15 protein-coding genes are annotated in these 16,345 nt (G+C 65.0%); 6 read left to right on the top strand and 9 right to left on the bottom strand.

The features are described 5' to 3' along the window. Window positions 1–46 precede the first annotated feature (46 nt). The 8 genes from tssH to M8A51_RS09715 are packed head-to-tail and all read right to left on the bottom strand — an operon-like array spanning window position 47 to window position 9,540. A complete protein-coding gene (gene tssH, locus M8A51_RS09750) occupies window positions 47–2,734 on the bottom strand; it encodes a type VI secretion system ATPase TssH (protein WP_251778027.1) in 2,688 nt (895 codons plus the stop codon). Window positions 2,735–2,789: 55 nt separating this feature from the next. Continuing rightward, entirely contained in the window at window positions 2,790–3,893 is a 1,104-nt protein-coding gene (gene tssG / locus M8A51_RS09745) for a type VI secretion system baseplate subunit TssG (protein ID WP_251778026.1), read from the bottom strand. Then, window positions 3,857–5,713 carry a type VI secretion system baseplate subunit TssF gene (tssF, locus tag M8A51_RS09740; protein WP_251778025.1) on the bottom strand — a complete coding sequence of 619 codons (1,857 nt, stop codon included), beginning with the start codon at window positions 5,711–5,713 and terminating at the stop codon, window positions 3,857–3,859. Before tssF ends, tssG begins: the two co-directional genes overlap by 37 nt. Window positions 5,714–5,722: 9 nt before the next feature. Further along, window positions 5,723–6,211 (bottom strand): type VI secretion system baseplate subunit TssE, encoded by a 489-nt coding sequence (gene tssE / locus M8A51_RS09735; RefSeq protein ID WP_251778024.1) that lies wholly within the window; start codon window positions 6,209–6,211, stop codon window positions 5,723–5,725. A 59-nt stretch (window positions 6,212–6,270) separates the two neighbouring features. Beyond that, entirely contained in the window at window positions 6,271–6,810 is a 540-nt protein-coding gene (locus M8A51_RS09730; protein ID WP_251778023.1) for an Hcp family type VI secretion system effector, read from the bottom strand. Between the two features lie 39 nt (window positions 6,811–6,849). Next, complete coding sequence (gene tssC / locus M8A51_RS09725; protein WP_251778022.1) at window positions 6,850–8,343, bottom strand: type VI secretion system contractile sheath large subunit; 1,494 nt, start codon at window positions 8,341–8,343, stop codon at window positions 6,850–6,852. Between the two features lie 3 nt (window positions 8,344–8,346). Next, entirely contained in the window at window positions 8,347–8,862 is a 516-nt protein-coding gene (gene tssB / locus M8A51_RS09720; RefSeq protein ID WP_251778021.1) for a type VI secretion system contractile sheath small subunit, read from the bottom strand. Window positions 8,863–8,883: 21 nt separating this feature from the next. After that, on the bottom strand, window positions 8,884–9,540 hold the full coding sequence (locus M8A51_RS09715; protein WP_251778020.1) for an outer membrane protein assembly factor BamD: 657 nt from the start codon (window positions 9,538–9,540) through the stop codon (window positions 8,884–8,886). 333 nt (window positions 9,541–9,873) lie between these two features. On the opposite strand from M8A51_RS09715, the gene tssJ reads away from it, so the two are divergent. Genes tssJ through icmH form a run of 3 tightly spaced genes read left to right on the top strand, consistent with a single transcriptional unit; the run spans window position 9,874 to window position 12,620 of the window. Further along, complete coding sequence (tssJ, locus tag M8A51_RS09710) at window positions 9,874–10,464, top strand: type VI secretion system lipoprotein TssJ (RefSeq protein ID WP_251778019.1); 591 nt, start codon at window positions 9,874–9,876, stop codon at window positions 10,462–10,464. A 27-nt stretch (window positions 10,465–10,491) separates the two neighbouring features. Continuing rightward, entirely contained in the window at window positions 10,492–11,841 is a 1,350-nt protein-coding gene (gene tssK, locus M8A51_RS09705) for a type VI secretion system baseplate subunit TssK (RefSeq protein WP_251778018.1), read from the top strand. Further along, window positions 11,838–12,620, top strand: a complete 783-nt coding sequence (icmH, locus tag M8A51_RS09700) for a type IVB secretion system protein IcmH/DotU (protein ID WP_251778017.1) — start codon at window positions 11,838–11,840, stop codon at window positions 12,618–12,620. The genes tssK and icmH overlap by 4 nt, the downstream gene beginning before the upstream one ends. An 85-nt stretch (window positions 12,621–12,705) precedes the next feature. Here the strand turns inward: icmH and M8A51_RS09695 are convergent, their stop codons facing one another. Then, window positions 12,706–13,389 carry a hypothetical protein gene (locus M8A51_RS09695; RefSeq protein ID WP_251778016.1) on the bottom strand — a complete coding sequence of 228 codons (684 nt, stop codon included), beginning with the start codon at window positions 13,387–13,389 and terminating at the stop codon, window positions 12,706–12,708. A 300-nt stretch (window positions 13,390–13,689) separates the two neighbouring features. On the opposite strand from M8A51_RS09695, the gene M8A51_RS09690 reads away from it, so the two are divergent. Genes M8A51_RS09690 through M8A51_RS09680 form a run of 3 tightly spaced genes read left to right on the top strand, consistent with a single transcriptional unit; the run spans window position 13,690 to window position 16,344 of the window. Then, window positions 13,690–14,547: a M15 family metallopeptidase gene (locus M8A51_RS09690; RefSeq protein WP_251778433.1), complete on the top strand. Its 858-nt coding sequence runs from the start codon at window positions 13,690–13,692 to the stop codon at window positions 14,545–14,547. Window positions 14,548–14,605: 58 nt separating this feature from the next. After that, a complete protein-coding gene (locus M8A51_RS09685; protein WP_251778015.1) occupies window positions 14,606–14,875 on the top strand; it encodes a PAAR domain-containing protein in 270 nt (89 codons plus the stop codon). Between the two features lie 23 nt (window positions 14,876–14,898). Beyond that, window positions 14,899–16,344 (top strand): hypothetical protein, encoded by a 1,446-nt coding sequence (locus tag M8A51_RS09680; protein ID WP_251778014.1) that lies wholly within the window; start codon window positions 14,899–14,901, stop codon window positions 16,342–16,344. The last annotated feature ends 1 nt before the right edge of the window (window position 16,345 follow it).

The raw sequence follows: 16,345 nt of genomic DNA, 5'->3' as shown, positions 1-16,345 counted from the left end.
CGGTCAGTTTACCGGGCCGCGCCGCCGGCGCCTCCGTGCCACATGCTCAGCTGACGCGGTACTTGAATTGCCCGTCCTTGGACGCCGTGACCTTGATCTTGGCGAAAGCGGCGCCTTCCGCCATGCGGGCCAGCACGGTTTCCGCGATCTCGGGCAGCAGCGTGCCGTTGAGAATGTGATCGACGTTGCGAGCGCCGGTGTCCACTTCGGTGCAGCGCGCGAGCACGGCCTCGACCAGGCCATCGTCGTACTCGAACCGGGCCTGGTGGTTCTCGCCAACGCGCTGTGCGATGCGATCGAGCTTGAGGCGGATGATGCGCTCGAGCATCTCGTCGGACAGCGGGTAGTACGGCACCACCTTCAGCCGGCCGAGAAAGGCCGGCTTGAAGACCTTGTAGAGCTGCGGGCGCAGCATCTCGGTCAGCGTGTCCGCCACGGGGATCTCCTCGGCCGGCTTGTTCAGGCAGGCCTGCATGATGGCCGAGGAGCCTACGTTCGAGGTCAGGATGATGACCGTGTTGCGGAAGTCGATCTCACGACCTTCTGCGTCGTCCATCAGGCCCTTGTCGAAGACCTGGAAGAACAGCTCCATCACGTCCGGATGGGCCTTCTCGACCTCGTCGAGCAGCACCACGCTATAAGGTTTGCGCCGAACCGCTTCGGTCAGCACGCCGCCTTCGCCGTAACCGACGTAGCCCGGGGGCGAGCCCTTCAACGCGGAGACGGTATGCGCCTCCTGGTACTCGCTCATGTTGATCGTGATGATGTTGCGCTCACCGCCGTACAGGATGTCAGCCAACGCCAGCGCCGTCTCGGTCTTGCCGACGCCGCTCGGGCCGACGAACAGGAACACGCCTTTGGGCTTGTTCGGGTCTTCGAGCTGTGCCCGCGCGGTGCGCACGCGTTGCGACACCGCGTGCAGCGCGTGCGGTTGGCCGATCACGCGCTCTTCGAGGGCCGGCTGCAGGCGCAGCACGGTCTTGATCTCGTCCTTGACCATCTTGCCCAGCGGAATGCCGGTCCAGGCAGCGACGATTTCGGCCACGACATGGGCGTCCACCTGCATGGGCACCAGCGGTGCCTCGCCCTGCAGCGTGGCGAGTTCGTCGAGCTTGCGCTGCAGCTCGGGGGGCACTGCGGCGGCCGACGCGGGCTTCCTCCGGCCCTTGGGCTCGGGCTTGCTTTCGGTGGCTGCAGGCGCGGGTGCACGCTCGAGTTCGGTGCGCATGCGCAGGATGTCCTGCACGAGCGACTTCTCTTGTTCCCAACGCGCTTCGTCTTCGGCCAGCGTCGATTCGATCGCCTCGCGCCGGGCACGCAACTCATTCAGCCTGGCGCTGTTCACCACGCCAACGGCCGCCTCGCGCTCCAGCGCACCGGCCTCCAGGACAAGCTGTTCCAGCTGCTTGCGCGCGTCTTCGATCGCCGCCGGCGTCGCGCTCTGTCCCAAAGCGACTTTTGCACAGGCGGTGTCGAGCACGCTGATCGCCTTGTCCGGCAGTTGACGCCCGCTGATGTAGCGCGCCGACAGGCGAACCGCCTCGGTGATCGCCTCCTCGAAGATGCGTACCTTGAAGTGCTGCTCCATCAAGTGGGCCATGGCGCGCAGCATTGCGGCCGCGACCGGTTCGCTGGGCTCCTCGACCTTGACGACCTGAAAGCGGCGAGCGAGCGCGGCGTCCTTCTCGAAGTACTTCTTGTACTCGCTCCACGTGGTCGCCGCGATCGTGCGCAGTTCACCGCGCGCCAGCGCTGGCTTCAGCAGGTTGGCGGCGTCGTTCTGCCCGGCCTGCCCGCCCGCGCCGATCATCGTGTGTGCCTCGTCGATGAAGAGAATGATCGGGTGGGGGCTGCGCTTGACCTCGTCGATCACGTTCTTCAGCCGGCTCTCGAACTCGCCCTTGACCGACGCGCCCGCCTGCAACAGGCCCATGTCGAGCACGTGAAGCTCGACGCCCTGCAGAGGCGGCGGCACATCGGCCCGCGCGATACGCAACGCCAGCCCTTCGACGACCGCCGTCTTGCCGACGCCCGGCTCGCCGGTGAGGATCGGGTTGTTCTGCCGCCGACGCATCAGGATGTCGATCATCTGCCGAATCTCGGCGTCGCGGCCGATCACCGGATCCACCTTCCCGTCCTTGGCGCGTTGCGTCAGGTTGGTCGTGAACTGGTCGAGCGCCGGGGTCTTGCCGGCCCCGGGCACGACAGGTTCGTCGGCAGCCACCTCCGGCGCGCTGGTCGCGCCTGCCGCATCGGCGGTTTCTTCCGATCCCTGCGTCAGCTCGGCCAGTCGGTGCTTCAGGTCCTCAGGCAGGAACTTCGAGAACAGGCTGGAGCCGCGCAGCGCCAGCTGGCTCAACCCCGGTTCGGTCAACAGCGCCAGCAGCAGATGGCCGCTGCGCACGCGCGCCGTGTGCGAATCGAGTGAAGCGATCAGCCAGCCGTGCTCGAACAGCACCGGCAGGTGCGCCGAGAACACCGGGGTGCGAGCGTTGCCCGTCTTGAACTGCCCCAATTCATGTTCCAGATCGCGCTGCAGCTGAGTCGCCGACACCTCGAAGCGCCGGCACAGGATGGCGAAGTCCGAACGCGGTTCTTCGAGCAGCGCGAGAAACAGGTGTTCGAGATCGACCTCATAGTGCCCGCGCGACATGCACAGATTGGCCGCGCGCTCGGCGGCGCGGCGGGTGGTCGAATTCAGCTTGGAGATCAGCGTCTTGAGATGGGTCGACATGGTGATGACAGCGTGTAAGTTCTGATGATCGGTGGGCGGCGTCAGCGCGACGGGCTCAGGCAGCGGCGTGGATTTCGTAGGCCACGTCTTCCCGGTCGGCCTGTACCGGACGTGTCTTGAGGAAGACGCTCCAGCCCAGCCGACCGGCCGAGCCATCGTTGGCGGCTGCCGGCCCGCGCGTGCTCAGCTGCAGGCCGTGCACGTCCTCCTTGCGCAGGCGCAGCCGGACCTCGTATTCGAGCGTCACACCGGTCAGCAGCGTCAGCAGTTTCTGCAACGCTCTGGCGCCCGGTGCCCCAGGCAGAAAGCGCTGAAACGCAGCGCGGTCGAGCGGGCCTAACACCACGCGCACGCGCAGGTCGCGTTGCCACACGCGCTCGCCCATCACCGCGTTCATGCCCAGCACGCCGTTGAGTGCGCCCAGACGGGTGACCCCGGCCTCGGGCAAGGCGTACCAGCGCCCCACGAACTGCTCGACTTCTGCCCGGACGTTGAAATACTCGCCGAGCAGCTTCTGCAGCTGCCGAGCAGACACCGGGCGTTGCTGCAGCGTGCCGGCGAAGTAGGCGAGCGACTCGTCGTGGACGCCGTCACCTTCTTGATGCAACCGGTCGCGCAAAGCCTTCTGCCCCAGACCGGCGATCGCGAGCACCGCCGGCAGGAATCGGTTCTGACGGTCCGTCTCGTATTGCAGCGCCAATCGATGTTTCTTCCAGCCCTGGTAGAACAGGCTGACCGCGCGCTGCTGGAAGACGTCGAGAAACGCGCGTGCCGCGGTGTCTTTCTGGAACAGTTCGCGACGCGCCAGCGTCTCGGTGTAATACAGCGGCAGCGTGCCACCGTTGCCGAGCAGGCCCATGAAGGCAGGCGTGATCTCGACGCGCTCGATCCCGTCAAGCGCGTCCTGCCCGCCAGGCGCGCCCTCTCCTGCTGCGCGCCGGTGCACTGTCAACTGTTCGATTTCGCTGGGCGGGAAAGACAGTGACACCGAGTTGCGGAACTGCAACCTGCGGCCGAGCGCCTGCGTCGACGACTCTCCCGAGTTCTGCTCGAACCATCGCTCCAGCAGCCGCACGGCCTGGAAAAACTGGAAGCGGTGCGGGTCGGCCAGCAGCCGGTCGACTACACCAACAATCTGTCGCCGTTGCGGGGCGGGCATCTGAAGATCTCTTCCTGGGTGCGCGCAGACACCAGCGTCAGTTGCGTGAAACTGTTGGCGTGCACGTACAGACCGAAGAAATGGTCGAGCACCTCCGCAAGCAACCGAAGGCCCGTTCCAACGTAATTCTCTTCGTCCACCGTGAGGCGCACTTCGCTGCCTCTGACAAAGGTGGCAAAGGGATTTCCCTGCAGCCACGCTGTGGCTGGGCGGTATTCGATCGCGACGATGCCGTCGATCTGGCGCTGGTTCGCTGCGCTGTTCGGCAGGTCGTACAAGCGCATCATCTCTTTCAGTGCGTCGATGCCACCGGCCGTCAGCGACAAGTGGTTCAGCGACAGGTGCGAGATCAGGCGCCACAGCGCGCCGCGACCGCGCTCGAAACGATAGGTCGGCGAGGGTTTGCGCAGCATGCGGATCTCGCGCGCCAAGCCGCCGCCCTCGAGGAACAGGTCGCCGCCCGGGTTGCCGACCGACAGCAGGGTGGGCAGATCGCGGTTGGTCGCCGTGACCTCGATCGACAGCGTGTCGGTCTGCGGCGCCACCGGATCAAAGTCGACATCGACGATCGAGAGCTCCATCTCGTAGCCCGGGCTGTGTTCGGCCACCACGGCGTCACGGTGCGTGTACCAGTAACGCCCCCCCACGCCGCTTGCGCCATCGGGGGCAAGGTCGTCGTGGCGCAGCGAGTAGAAGGGCCGGAACTCTTCGACCGATTCACCGTGCGGCGTCTGGCGCACACGGAACACTCGGCTCACCGCCGAGACTTCGTAGGCGTAGGCGCGCCGGCCGTCGGTAAGCAGTGGGTAGCTCGTGCTGGTGTGCGTCACGCGTATCGGGTCGGCGTTCTGCTCGAACAAATTGACCACCGGCGTGCAACCAAGCTGGAAATTTTGCGGGCCGATGGTTTCGAGCAGGCGGGCCTCGTCGGAATCCGAGCGTATGCCGGCCAGCATCAAGTGCAGTGTGATGCTGCGCCCCGCACCCATCACGGCGGCTGCGCCGGGCAGAGGAACGTCGATGAAGTTGAACTTCTCCGGAAACGCAAAATACTCCGTCAGCAGCCGATAGGCAGGATGCGAGCGCGCGTCGTAGTCGATCAGCGCTTCATCGTCCCGGAAACCGGCCATTGCCATCGGTTGCCGATGCGGCCCATGCCAGGGGCCGGTCGGTGCCGCCTGCACCATCATGCCCACGACGCGAGAGCACAGCACTTCCCTCAGCACGCTGACCTGCGACGCCTCGCCGTCCAGGTACACGCGCAGGGCGCGTCCGGCCAGGGCCTCGAAGGACATCTGAGGCGACAGCAGCTCGAGCTGCACCGAGAGCATCGATGTCGCTCGTGGCGGCACACGGGTGCCGTCTGGTGCCGAGAACGCCAACTTGAAACCGGCCGCCGGAATACGCAACGGCAGCAGGTCGACGGCAGCCGCTGTACGGAACTTGCACGAGACGCCGCGCACCGGGCGTGTCGTCAAGGCCGTGTGACGCTCGATACGGCCCGGGGTGCTCATCTGGGCAGCACTTGCCCCCAGTTGGAATTGCGCGATCGAGCAGGATGGAAAGGGCCGCAGATAGTGCGGGTACAACACCTCGAGCAGCGTTTCGGTGAACAGCGGAAAATCGTCGTCCAGCCGCTTGTGGACCCGTGCCGCCAGCAGCGCGAATGATTCGATCAGACGCTCGACATGGGGGTCCTCGGAAACGTCGCCGGACATCATCAACCGGCTGGCGATCTTCGGATAACGCTGCGCGAAGTCCTTCGCATGCCCTCGCAGGAAGGCAAGCTCGCGTTCGTAGTGAGGCAGCAGCTCTTCCATGCGTGCTCCTCAGGCCGTGGCGGCCGCACGTCGCGCGCGGTGCACCGAGTACTGCTGGGTGGTGGGCTGCAGCAGCGCGTCGAAGTTGACCGGCTCGCGCGCAAGGTCCGTGACCAGCAGCGCCTGGATCGAGAAGTGCAGCTTGTGTCCCCCCTCGTCCGGAAGTTCCAGGCTCACTTTCGGTTCTCGCAGCCGCGGCTCGTGCGCACGGATCGCGTCCTCGATCGAACGGCAGATGAGCGCTCGGTCCCGCGGACTCGCCAGCGTGAGTCCGGCAAAGTCGATCATGCCGAACGACAGGATCGAAGTGCGGCACTGCACGTAGTTCTGAAGCAGCCCGTCGGGCAAGCCACAACGGCTGTTGAGCAGCGCTTCAACGTCGCGCGCCACGCTGTCCTTCAGTTGCTCGAGCGACATCTGCACGATCGCGTACTCGGACGCAACATGCGGTTCATCGTCGAGCAGCTTTTCGAACAGGCTGGGGTTGTAGCGGGACATGGAACTGCAAGGCCAAAAAAAAGGCGGACGAATCCGCCTTTGTTGCCGTGAACGGGCGATCAGCTGAAGTTGGGAACGTTCTTGGCGAGGTCCCAGGCACCGGTGATGTTCACCTTGCCCGACTTGTCGCCGGAGATGTTCAACTCGTCGTACGTCCAGCGCACGGCCGAGTACTTCAGCGTGAAGGTCTCGGCGGGGATGCCTTCGCCGGAGACGGTCGGCGCCACGGAGGCGATGATCACGTTCTTCAGCTCGACCTTCAGGTACTGGTGACGGTTCTGCGAGTTCGAAGGGCTGCCGACGTTGTTCTTGCCGCCATGAGCGCGGTAGAAATAAATGATGACGTCGTTGACCACCGTGCCGGCCGAGCATGCCTGGAGCAGCTTGGGCGTGGAGCCGTCGATGTCCTTCGTGAAGACCATTTCGCCGTGCTCGCAACGCTCGGCGGTGTGCCCGCCGGAGGTGGACGAACTCGAGGACTTCGGCTGGCGAACCACGTGGCTCCACGAGTACACCTCGACCGTGTCCTTGTGCTTGGTGTCACGCGAGTCGCCCTTCAGGTCGCTGCCCTTGAACTCGACGTATATGTCCTTTGCCATACGAAAAAACCTCCGCTGTGATTACTTGGTGGTAGAGAGTTAACCCTTGCCGCCCTGAGGCAGTTCAGCCACAAGGCGCAAGGAGACCGAGAGTTCGTCCAACTGAAAATGCGGACGAACGAACGAGACCGCCCGGTACACGCCCGGACGACCAGGTACTTCAGACACTTGAACCGAGGCCTCGCGAAGCGGGAACTGCGCCTTGGTTTCCTGTGAGGCAGCGTCGTCCGAGGTCACGTATTGGGAGATCCAGCGGTTCAGGAACTCCTCGACGTTGGCTGCGGAAGCAAAGCTGCCGATCTTGTCGCGCATCATCGCCTTCATGTAGTGCGCGATGCGGCACACGGCGAACATGTACTGCAACTGGGCCGACAGCGACGCGTTGGCGTTGGCCGCATCGGAGTCGTACTTCTTCGGCTTCTGTGTCGACTGTGTGCCGAAGAAGGCCGCGTAATCGGTGTTCTTGCAATGCACCAGCGGGATGAAGCCGAGGTCGCTCAACTCTTTCTCACGCCGGTCGGTGATCGAGATCTCGGTGGGGCACTTCAACGCGATCTCGCCATCGTCGGTCTTGAAGGTGTGCGTCGGCAAATCCTCGACCAGGCCGCCGCCCTCGACGCCGCGGATCGCGGCACACCAGCCGTAACTCTCAAAGGCTGCCGTCAGACGTGCGCCGATCGCATAAGCGGTGTTCACCCACAGGTAGCGCTGGTGGTTGCTGCCGTCGACATCCTCGACGAAGTTGAAGCCTTCGACAGTGGTGCCATCCTTCGGGTTGTACGGCAACCGGCCCAGGAAGCGGGGCAACGTGAGCCCGACGTAGCGGGAATCCTCTGCCTCGCGGAAGGACTTCCACTTCGCGTACTCGACGGTGTCGAACACTTTCGACAAGTCACGCGGCTTGCCCAGTTCCGTGAACGACTCAAGACCAAACAGTTCCGGTGCCGCGGCCGCGATGAACGGCGCATGCGCCGCGGCCGCCACGTGGGACATTTGCTCCACGAAGTACATGTCCTCGGGCTGACGCGTGATGTCGAAGTCGCCGATCAGGGCCCCGAAGGGGGAGCCCCCGAAGGTGCCGAACTCTTCCTCGTAGACCTTCTTGAACAGCGAGCTCTGGTCGAAGTCGATCGCGGTGTTGAAGTCCTTGACGAGGTCCTTCTTGGTGGCGTTGAGCACCTTGATCTTCATCATCGAGCCGGTCGATGTGTGCTTGCTCAGATAGTGCAGGCCTCGCCACGAGCCCTCGAGCTTCTGAAATTCGGCGGCGTGCATCACCTCGCTGAGTTGCGCCGAGATCAATTCGTCGATCTCCGCGACACGGGCGTCGATGGTGGCAGAGAGATTCTCGGAAACGACCACGGTGCCCTGCAACACCTCACGGACGAGTTCCGCGATGATGTCCTTTGCGCGTGCATGCTCGGTGGCCGACTTGGCCACCTTGCTTTGACCGACGATCTGATCGAGCAGGCTGCTGTCTTGCTCGAGAACCTGGTGGCCCGCGTCCGACGCGGCGGCGACTTGCGCACTCATGGGTTACTCCTTGTCCTGCTGCGTTTCCTGGCCCAACTGTTGCAAGCGTTCGGTGTTCGACAACACCTCGCCCAGCAGGTCTTCCAGCTTCTCGTTGCCGGCCAGCTTGTTGCGCAGGTCGGCGAGCTTGGTGCGGGCTTCGAGCAGCTTGCGCAGCGGCTCGACCTGCTCGACCACGGCCTCGGGACGAAAGTCTTCAAGCTTGTTGAACTCGAGGTTGACCGCGAACTCACCGCCTTCGGGGCTCAGCTTGTTCTTCACGCGGTAGGAGGCGCGCGGCGCCATGCCGGCCATCACCTCGTCGAAGTTGTCGAGATCGACATTGACAAACTTGCGGTCCTTCAAGCGCGGCTGCGGCTTGTCCGCATCCGGCTGGCCGGTGAAGTCGCCCAGCACCCCCACCACGAACGGGATTTCCTTCTGCTCGATCGCGTCACCGATCTCGACGTCGTAGGTCAGTTGCACACGCGGCGGACGAACCTTCTCGAGCCGCTTCTGGACGCTGTCTTTCTTGGCCATGGTGTCCTTCAGATCAGAGAGTTATTGCAAGGCTTCGAAGGGATTGCGCCCCCCGGTGCTGACGGAAGACGGCTCTGCCGTCGCGGACGCGGGTCGCGTCGCGCGACGCGTCCTGGTGGAAGTGGGTGCAGCGGTGCCACTGGAAGCCGGCGCAGTCGCGCCGGCGGCCGACCGCTCGCCCGAAGCGGCGGCGGGTGCGCGAGAAGATGCGGTCGATGCAGCGGGCGGAGGAACGAGTATCGGCTCACCCAGCGCATCGCGGATCGTGCGCGCCAAGCCTTCGGCCTCACCGCGCGTCGAGCCCGAGACCGAATTGGCCTGCCTCAGATGAGCGAGTGCCGCAGCCGAGACGCGCAATCCGCTGACCGCGAGAATGCTGCGCGCGGTGATGTCGGACGTGTCCCGCTGCAGGACTTCCTGTGCGGCCATGATGGCCGCGCCATAGTTCATGGCATCGAAATGAACCTGTGCCGAGCGCAGCCACGGCTGCTTGCTACCGGGGTGGGCGCGGGCAGCCTCATCGAGCAGCGTGAGCGCTTGCGAGATGTCGCCGCGCTCTTGTGCAGCCGTCGCCTGTTCAAGCGCCTGCTGCAGGTCGACGACCCGGGCTTGATCAAGCTTGGGAGCGCTGGTGCACGCGGCCATGAATACCGTCGCCATGATCGCGACGACGGCCACACGTTGAATTGTTCGATCGCCTGTCAAGGAGACCCCTCACCTGTTGCTTCTACCCATGACCGCCAACGATGCGGGCAAGGTCATGTACTTCGAATGGCGCGGATTAGAACGCATATTTCCGAGGCAGCGCACCCCCCTCAATAGGTGTGTTACACGCGTTTACCGATGGGTACTTCGGGACACACTCGGCCATTCATTGGAGGGGGTCAGCACTGGGCCGCACGCCACTACACTACGGCGCCGTTGACGTCTGAGAACAAAGATTTGGCACAGGGAAGGGTCGCGCTTATGCAGGCAGAGAAGAGGCCACTCGATCACATGGTGATCCGAGCCGTGGCAGTCACATGTCTGCTCACGCTCGCGGGCTGCGAAACCGCGGGCAACGCGGTCGAAGCCGTCGGTGCGGTCAAGGACAAGGCGCTCGAAGTGGTCGGTCTCAAGAAGCCCGAGGTTCCCGAGCTGCCCGAAAGTGCGCTGCCTGCACGCAAGGTGACGCTGCGCATCCAGGCGAGCGAGTCGCTGAACGTCGACGCATCCGGTCGGTCGCTAGCACTGGTCACGCGCGTCTACAAGCTGAAGAGTGCCCAGGCCTTCCTCAACACGCCTTATGAAGCCTTCGGCAATGTCGCCCGCGAGAAGGATCACCTCGGCGAAGACATCGTCGAGGTACGAGACCTCCAACTCGTGCCCGGGCAGCGCTACGAAGTGCAGGACAAGGTGGCACGCGAAGCGGGCTTCATCGGCATCGTTGCCTTGTTCCGCGCGCCAGCACCGCAACGCTGGAAGTACGCGTTCGCCGCAGAGACCGCGCAGAAGACCGGTATCACGCTCGGCGCGCATGCCTGCAGCCTGAGCGTTTCGATGGGCGAGCCGGTCAATGCCTCGTCGCACGTCGCGTCCATGAGCCCGGGCCTGTGCCCCTGAAACGACGATACCGTAGCGAGAACAGCTTTGATCCATTCACCGAAACTTCTGTGGGGCGAAGGCCTCTTCCTTCGACCGCAGCACTTCCAGCGGCAGGACGCGTATCACGAATGGCGCCTGTCGCAGACCGCGCGCATGCTGCATCCGTATGCCTGGGGCGTGCGTCACCTGAAGCTCGACACCGATGCACTGCAGGCTGGTGTGCTGCGCGTGCTCGAGCTGCAGGCGGTGTTTCCTGACGGCGAGCTTTATAGCGCCCCGGGCGAAGACGACCTGCCGCCGCCGGTGTCGCTCGAATCGCTGCCCGGCGCCAGTACCGAGACGGTCTTCCACCTCGCGATTGCGCCGCTGCGCAGCGTCGGAAGCAACTTCGCGACCGAGCAGGAGAACACCGACTCCGGCGTGCGTTATTTCCAGCGCAACGAAAAGGCCCCCGACTGGTACACCGACGCGGTCGAGGCCGAGGTGGCGGTCTTGCGCAAATGCCCGCGGCTCGTCGCCGAGCACGAGCCCCGGGACCACCTCGTGAGCCTGCCGGCCCTGCGCCTGCGTCGCACGTCGACGGGCAGTTTCGAAGTGGACGGCCGCTTCATGCCGCCCTGCGTGACACTGCAGTCGTCACCTGCGCTGAACCTGATGCTGCGGCGACTGCTGGACGTACTGCAGGCGAAGGTCGACGCACTCTATGGTTTCCACCGCGAGCCGTCGAAGAACATCATCGAGTTCCGCTCGGGCGACGTGGCATCGTTCTGGTTGCTGCATACCGCGAGTTCCAGCTTTGCATCGCTGTCGCACTTGCTGCGGCATCCCGGGCTGCATCCCGAGCGGCTGTTCCAGAACCTGCTCGAACTCGCCGGCGCACTGATGACCTTCTCGAAAGGCTACACGCTCGCCGACCTGCCGACTTACGAGCACGGCAACCCGGGCCCGGCGTTCGCTCGTCTCGACCACATCATCCGGGAGCTGCTCGAGACCGTGATCTCGACGCGCTACTTCTCGATCGCGCTCAGCGAAACCAAGCCCTCCTTCCACCTTGGACGGCTGGACTCGGAGCAACTGACGCCATCGACCCACCTCTACCTCGGCGTGGGCGCTGCAATGCCCCCTGCAGAACTCGTCGAGTCGGTACCGATGCGCTTCAAGCTCGGCGCCCCCGACGACGTCGACAAGCTGGTGCTGTCGGCCATGCCTGGCGTGCGACTGGTGCACGCACCGCAAGTGCCGGCGGCGATCCCCGTGCGACCGGGCAGCTATTACTTCACGCTCGAGCCACGCGGCGCGCTGTATGAGCGCATGCTGCAGGCACAGGCCGTGTCGATCTACGTTCCGCAGGGTTGGTCCGAACTCAAGCTCGAGCTGATTGCGGTGAATTCATGAACCCGAACGCCACGATCCCTCCCTCACTCTTCGGCAACGCGACGTCACCTGCCGCGCGCGCCAGCGCGCCGGTGGAAGCACACAGCCTGCTCGACCTGATGTACGACGGCTTCTACATGCTGTTCCTGCTCAAGAACAAGCATGCGCCGGTCGACCCGGATGCCTTCCGCGAGCAGGTCAAGGAGTTCTTGCGCGAATTCGAGCGAGGTGCTGACCGGCTGCGCGCCCCGGCCGAAGACGTCTACCTTGCGAAGTACGCGTTCTGTGCGCTCGTCGACGAGGCGGTGCTGATGTCGCAATTCAAGATACGCGACGCCTGGGAACGCCAACCGTTGCAGTTGCAGTTCTTCGGCGAGCAGCTCGCCGGCGAAAACTTCTTCAAACGGCTTGAGGAGTTGCGTCGCCAGGGGGCCTCACGCGTCCAGGCCCTCGAGGTCTTCCATATGTGCCTGCTGCTGGGGTTCCAGGGCAAGTACCTGCTCGAAGGCACCGAGAAGCTCAACTACCTCACGGCACGCCTGGGCGACGAGATTGCCCACCTGAAGGGCCAGCGAGCATCGTTCGCACCGCATTGGGCGCCACCCGATCAGGTCGCACACACGCTGAAGAACGAAGTGCCGTTGTGGGTCATCGGCTCGGTGTTTGCGCTGTTGGGGCTGGTCGCTTTTCTAGGCCTGCGCTGGTCGCTCGACCGGTCGACGCACGCCGATTTGTCGGCCTACCAGCAACTGATCAAGCTGCCGCCACGGGCTGCGCACCTGACCATCACGCTGCCCTGACGAGTCACGCGATGCCGACTCTCGTCTTCTGCTCCGCACGCCGGACGACTTCGTCAGCACGGCACGCCCGGCTGCGTGCGTCGCGTCAGCGACGGAATTCGGCGCTCTGCTGCTGGGCAGAAGGACAGGCCGAGTCCTGGCCCCACTGGCCCGAGCAAATGCGTGCCCGGCACAGCTGCGACTCGAGCCAGCCCAATGTCATGCAGCGCCGCACCAACTCACTGGTCGGAAGGGCAGGCTGCTGCTGCAACACGACGTCGCGCGCGCCCGCTTTCGGCGTGCCGGCATCAGCGACCCTGACCCGAGCGGCGGCGGCGTCCTTGCCGGCGACGTGCGAGACCAACGCCTCGATCAGGTCGACGTCCGGGTCCTTCTGCGCGGAAGCGGCCTTCGCGAGCTTCGTATCGCCGCGCTTCGTCGGCGACACTGCCCGCTTCGAAGGTTTGGACGCACGATCGGGCTGGCGCGGCGATGCCTTGACCGGGGACGCAGGCTTCGATGCGATAGTTGCACCGGTCGCCGCAACGTCTGTCAATGCTGCTGCGGGTGCCGCCTCAGCGACCACCTCGATCACGGCGCTTTGCGGCTCGACGGCCTTCACCTTGGAGGCAGCGGCTGCACCCGCTTCGGCCACCGGGACGATCGGTGGTGGCGTCGGCGTCACGGCAACCGCGCGCGGCACCGCGGGCGCTATCGCCCACGAACCGAAATCTTGCTCGTCAATGTACGCAAGGCCGGCCACTGCCAGTGAAACCGCGGCGATGGCCACGGCTATCGTCGCCCATGGCCGGCGCGACTTTGAGGCTTCATGCCGCTTGCGCAAGCCGCGAGGTGGTGCATCGATGCTTGAAAGGATGCTGACGGGCCCGCAGTCGGGTTCACGTGATTCGTCTGCCCCGTTGCGCTCGCTCGAAAGCAGCGTGGGGCGGCGCTTGGCGCTCGTTGTGTCGTGGTTCAAGCCACTCTCTCCCTCGAAATCTTCCCGCCACGGCGACCCCCCGGCAGGTCCGGGCGATTCTATCGATGCCGGCCGTGGGCACGCAGACCCGAAAAGCTTCGTTACACCATGATGCTGCCGGTCGTCCTGTTTTCCTACTTCCTGCTGGCCTGCGCGGTGCTGAGCCTGGTGTTCCTGCCAGAGCCGCGTGCGTGGGTGCTGTCGCGCCTGGCGGGGCTCGTATGGGGATTGCGGCAATCGCTGGGTCAGACCCGCTCGCGCTGGTCGCGTCGGTATGGTGCTGCAGCGCGCGACATCACCGATGCGCGCACGGCGGGCTGGGCGTGGATCACCGAGCGGTGGCCGCTGTGGAGCGCCGCGCTCGCCCTCGTGCTGCTACCCCCGCTGGCCGTCTATCTGCTGCGGGACCTGCATGTACTCGATGGCTACGCCGAGACGCCCCTGGACACCGGCTCGCTGGTCGCGAAGCTGCTGCAAGGCGAACAACTCGTGCCGCCGCCTCCGCTGCCGCCTGAGGTGTTCACGACCGCCGAAGTGGAACTGCTGCGGCCGATGCTCGCCGACGCCGACCGCAAATGGGAACTGCTCGACCCCGAGTTTCGTCAGCGCCTGCTGCTGGTCTTCAAGATCATGAAGGAGCAGCACGGCTATGAACTGGCACTGCTCGAAGGTTATCGCAGCCCCGAGCGCCAGGCCATGCTGCAGACGATGGGGCCGCATGTGACCAATGCCGGCGCCTTCCAGAGCTATCACCAGTACGGGCTCGCAGCCGACACCGCCTTCTATCGCGAAGGCCGCATCGTCATCAGCGAGAAAGATCCTTGGGCCATGCGTGGCTACGAACTCTATGGCCAGGTGGCCGAATCGGTCGGTCTCACATGGGGCGGCCGATGGAGGATGCGCGATTTCGGCCACATCGAACTGCGGCGCGCCGGTGTCGCAACGCGACACCGGCAACAACCGGAATGATGATGAGATCGATAGACTTCGCGCATTCGAAGAATCATTGAACAGGGAGAAAACGGAGATGGGACGACCATTCATAGTCCTCGGTGATTCGACCAGCCATGGCGGCACGGTGATCGAGGCTTCTGGCATGACCGACACGCACGGCAAGCGCATCGCGCGCGTGGGCGACAAGGTCACTTGCCCCAAGAAGGGTCACGGCCGCATCACGGTGATCGCCACCGGCGACGCGACCATGCTGATCGACGGCCAGCCGGCGGCCCGCCATGGCGACAAGACGGCCTGCGGCGCGACGCTGATCGCGAGCCAGAGCGCCAGCACCGACGTCTGAAGCCACGGACCCGGCACCGTCGCATGGCGAAATTCCTGAAACTCACGGCCTTGCTGGCCGCGATCACGGCCCTCGTGTGGGGTGTGACCATCTGGCGCTGGCAGAGCACTCGCCATCTCATCGGCACGGACGACGTGGTGCTCTACCTCGTCGCGCTCCCCGTGCTCGCCTTTGTACTCGTGCTCTTCGTTGGGTGGGCCCTTGCCAGACGCAAGGCGGCCGCTCACGAAACAGCGGCCACCGCTCCGGCTGCGCCTGCCGCGCAAGCGCAGCCCCCGGAGCATGCTCTGGTGCTCGACACCCAGCTCGTGCTGTCGATCGGCCGCGACGCGCCGTCCGTGCTCTCCGTGCTCGCCGAAGGCACGACGCAGCCGGACCTCGACGACGAGCTGCGCGACGACGAGGGTTACCCGTTGCCGACCGCTCGCGTCAAGGATCTCGACACCCGCGAAACCGAGGAGGCGCTGGCCTTGCTGCTGCCCGCGGTGGCCGCGAAGCAGCCTCGGTGGCAGGGGCTGCAGCCATCCGACTCGCTGTTGCGTTCGCTGACGCTGCTGGCAACACCGCTGGCGGCAACGATCGAAAACTGCGTGCAGCAATGGCAAGCGCTGAGCGACGCAGCGCCCGCCTCGTCCACCGGGTCGACGAACCCTGTCGCGCCCCCTGGGCTCGCGCTCGTCTGGGGTTTGCCGCTCACTTGGTCCGAGCACGAGCAGGCCCTTGCACGGACCTGGCTCGCGCATTGGCTCAAGGCGACACCGCTGCCTCAAGACGGATGGCACCTCATCGTCGAGCCGTTGGCCAGCGCCGAGGCCCTGCTCCTGAAGGCCGACCAGCAGCTAGCCGCGTGGCAGCAGAAGCAACGCCCGGGCCTGTTGATGACGCTCGCATGCGACTCGTTGGTCGACGAAGCCCGCGTGCGACCTCTGTTGCAACGGCAGTTGCTCTGCACATCGCGCAATCCCAAGGGTTGCGTCCCCGGGGAAGCCGCCGCGACAGCCCTGTTCGCCACACACGACTGGCCTGGACTCGACCTGACGCGTCCTTCGCTGACGCGGCTGCATCGCCTTGCAATGACGCGTCGCGACAAGTCAGCCGATGCGGCGGGTCGCCTCGATGCGAGCATGCTGCACCGCGCGGCACACGACGCACTGGCGCACGCCGGCCTGCCCGCAGCCGACTACGCAGGCTTCGTGACCGACATCGATCTGCGCGCCACGCGGTCCACCGAAATGGCCGATGTGGCCACGCAGTTGCTCCCCGGCGTGGATGCCGCCGCTCAGTCTTACCGCCTCGGGCTGGCCTGCGGCGACGTTGGCCTGGCCGCAGGCCTGTGCTGTGTGGCCCTGGCCGCCGCGCACGCACAGTCCGAGAAAAAACCGGTGCTGATGATGAGCGCCATGCATGCGCTCGACCGGGCTGCGGTCGCCGTCACCCCCTTGCCCACATCCGAAGCGGCCACGGCCTGAT

The sequence above is a fragment of the Caldimonas mangrovi genome (genome assembly GCF_023721835.1).
GTDB lineage: Bacteria > Pseudomonadota > Gammaproteobacteria > Burkholderiales > Burkholderiaceae_C > Caldimonas > Caldimonas mangrovi.
This window is presented reverse-complemented; position numbering and strand designations above follow the sequence as displayed.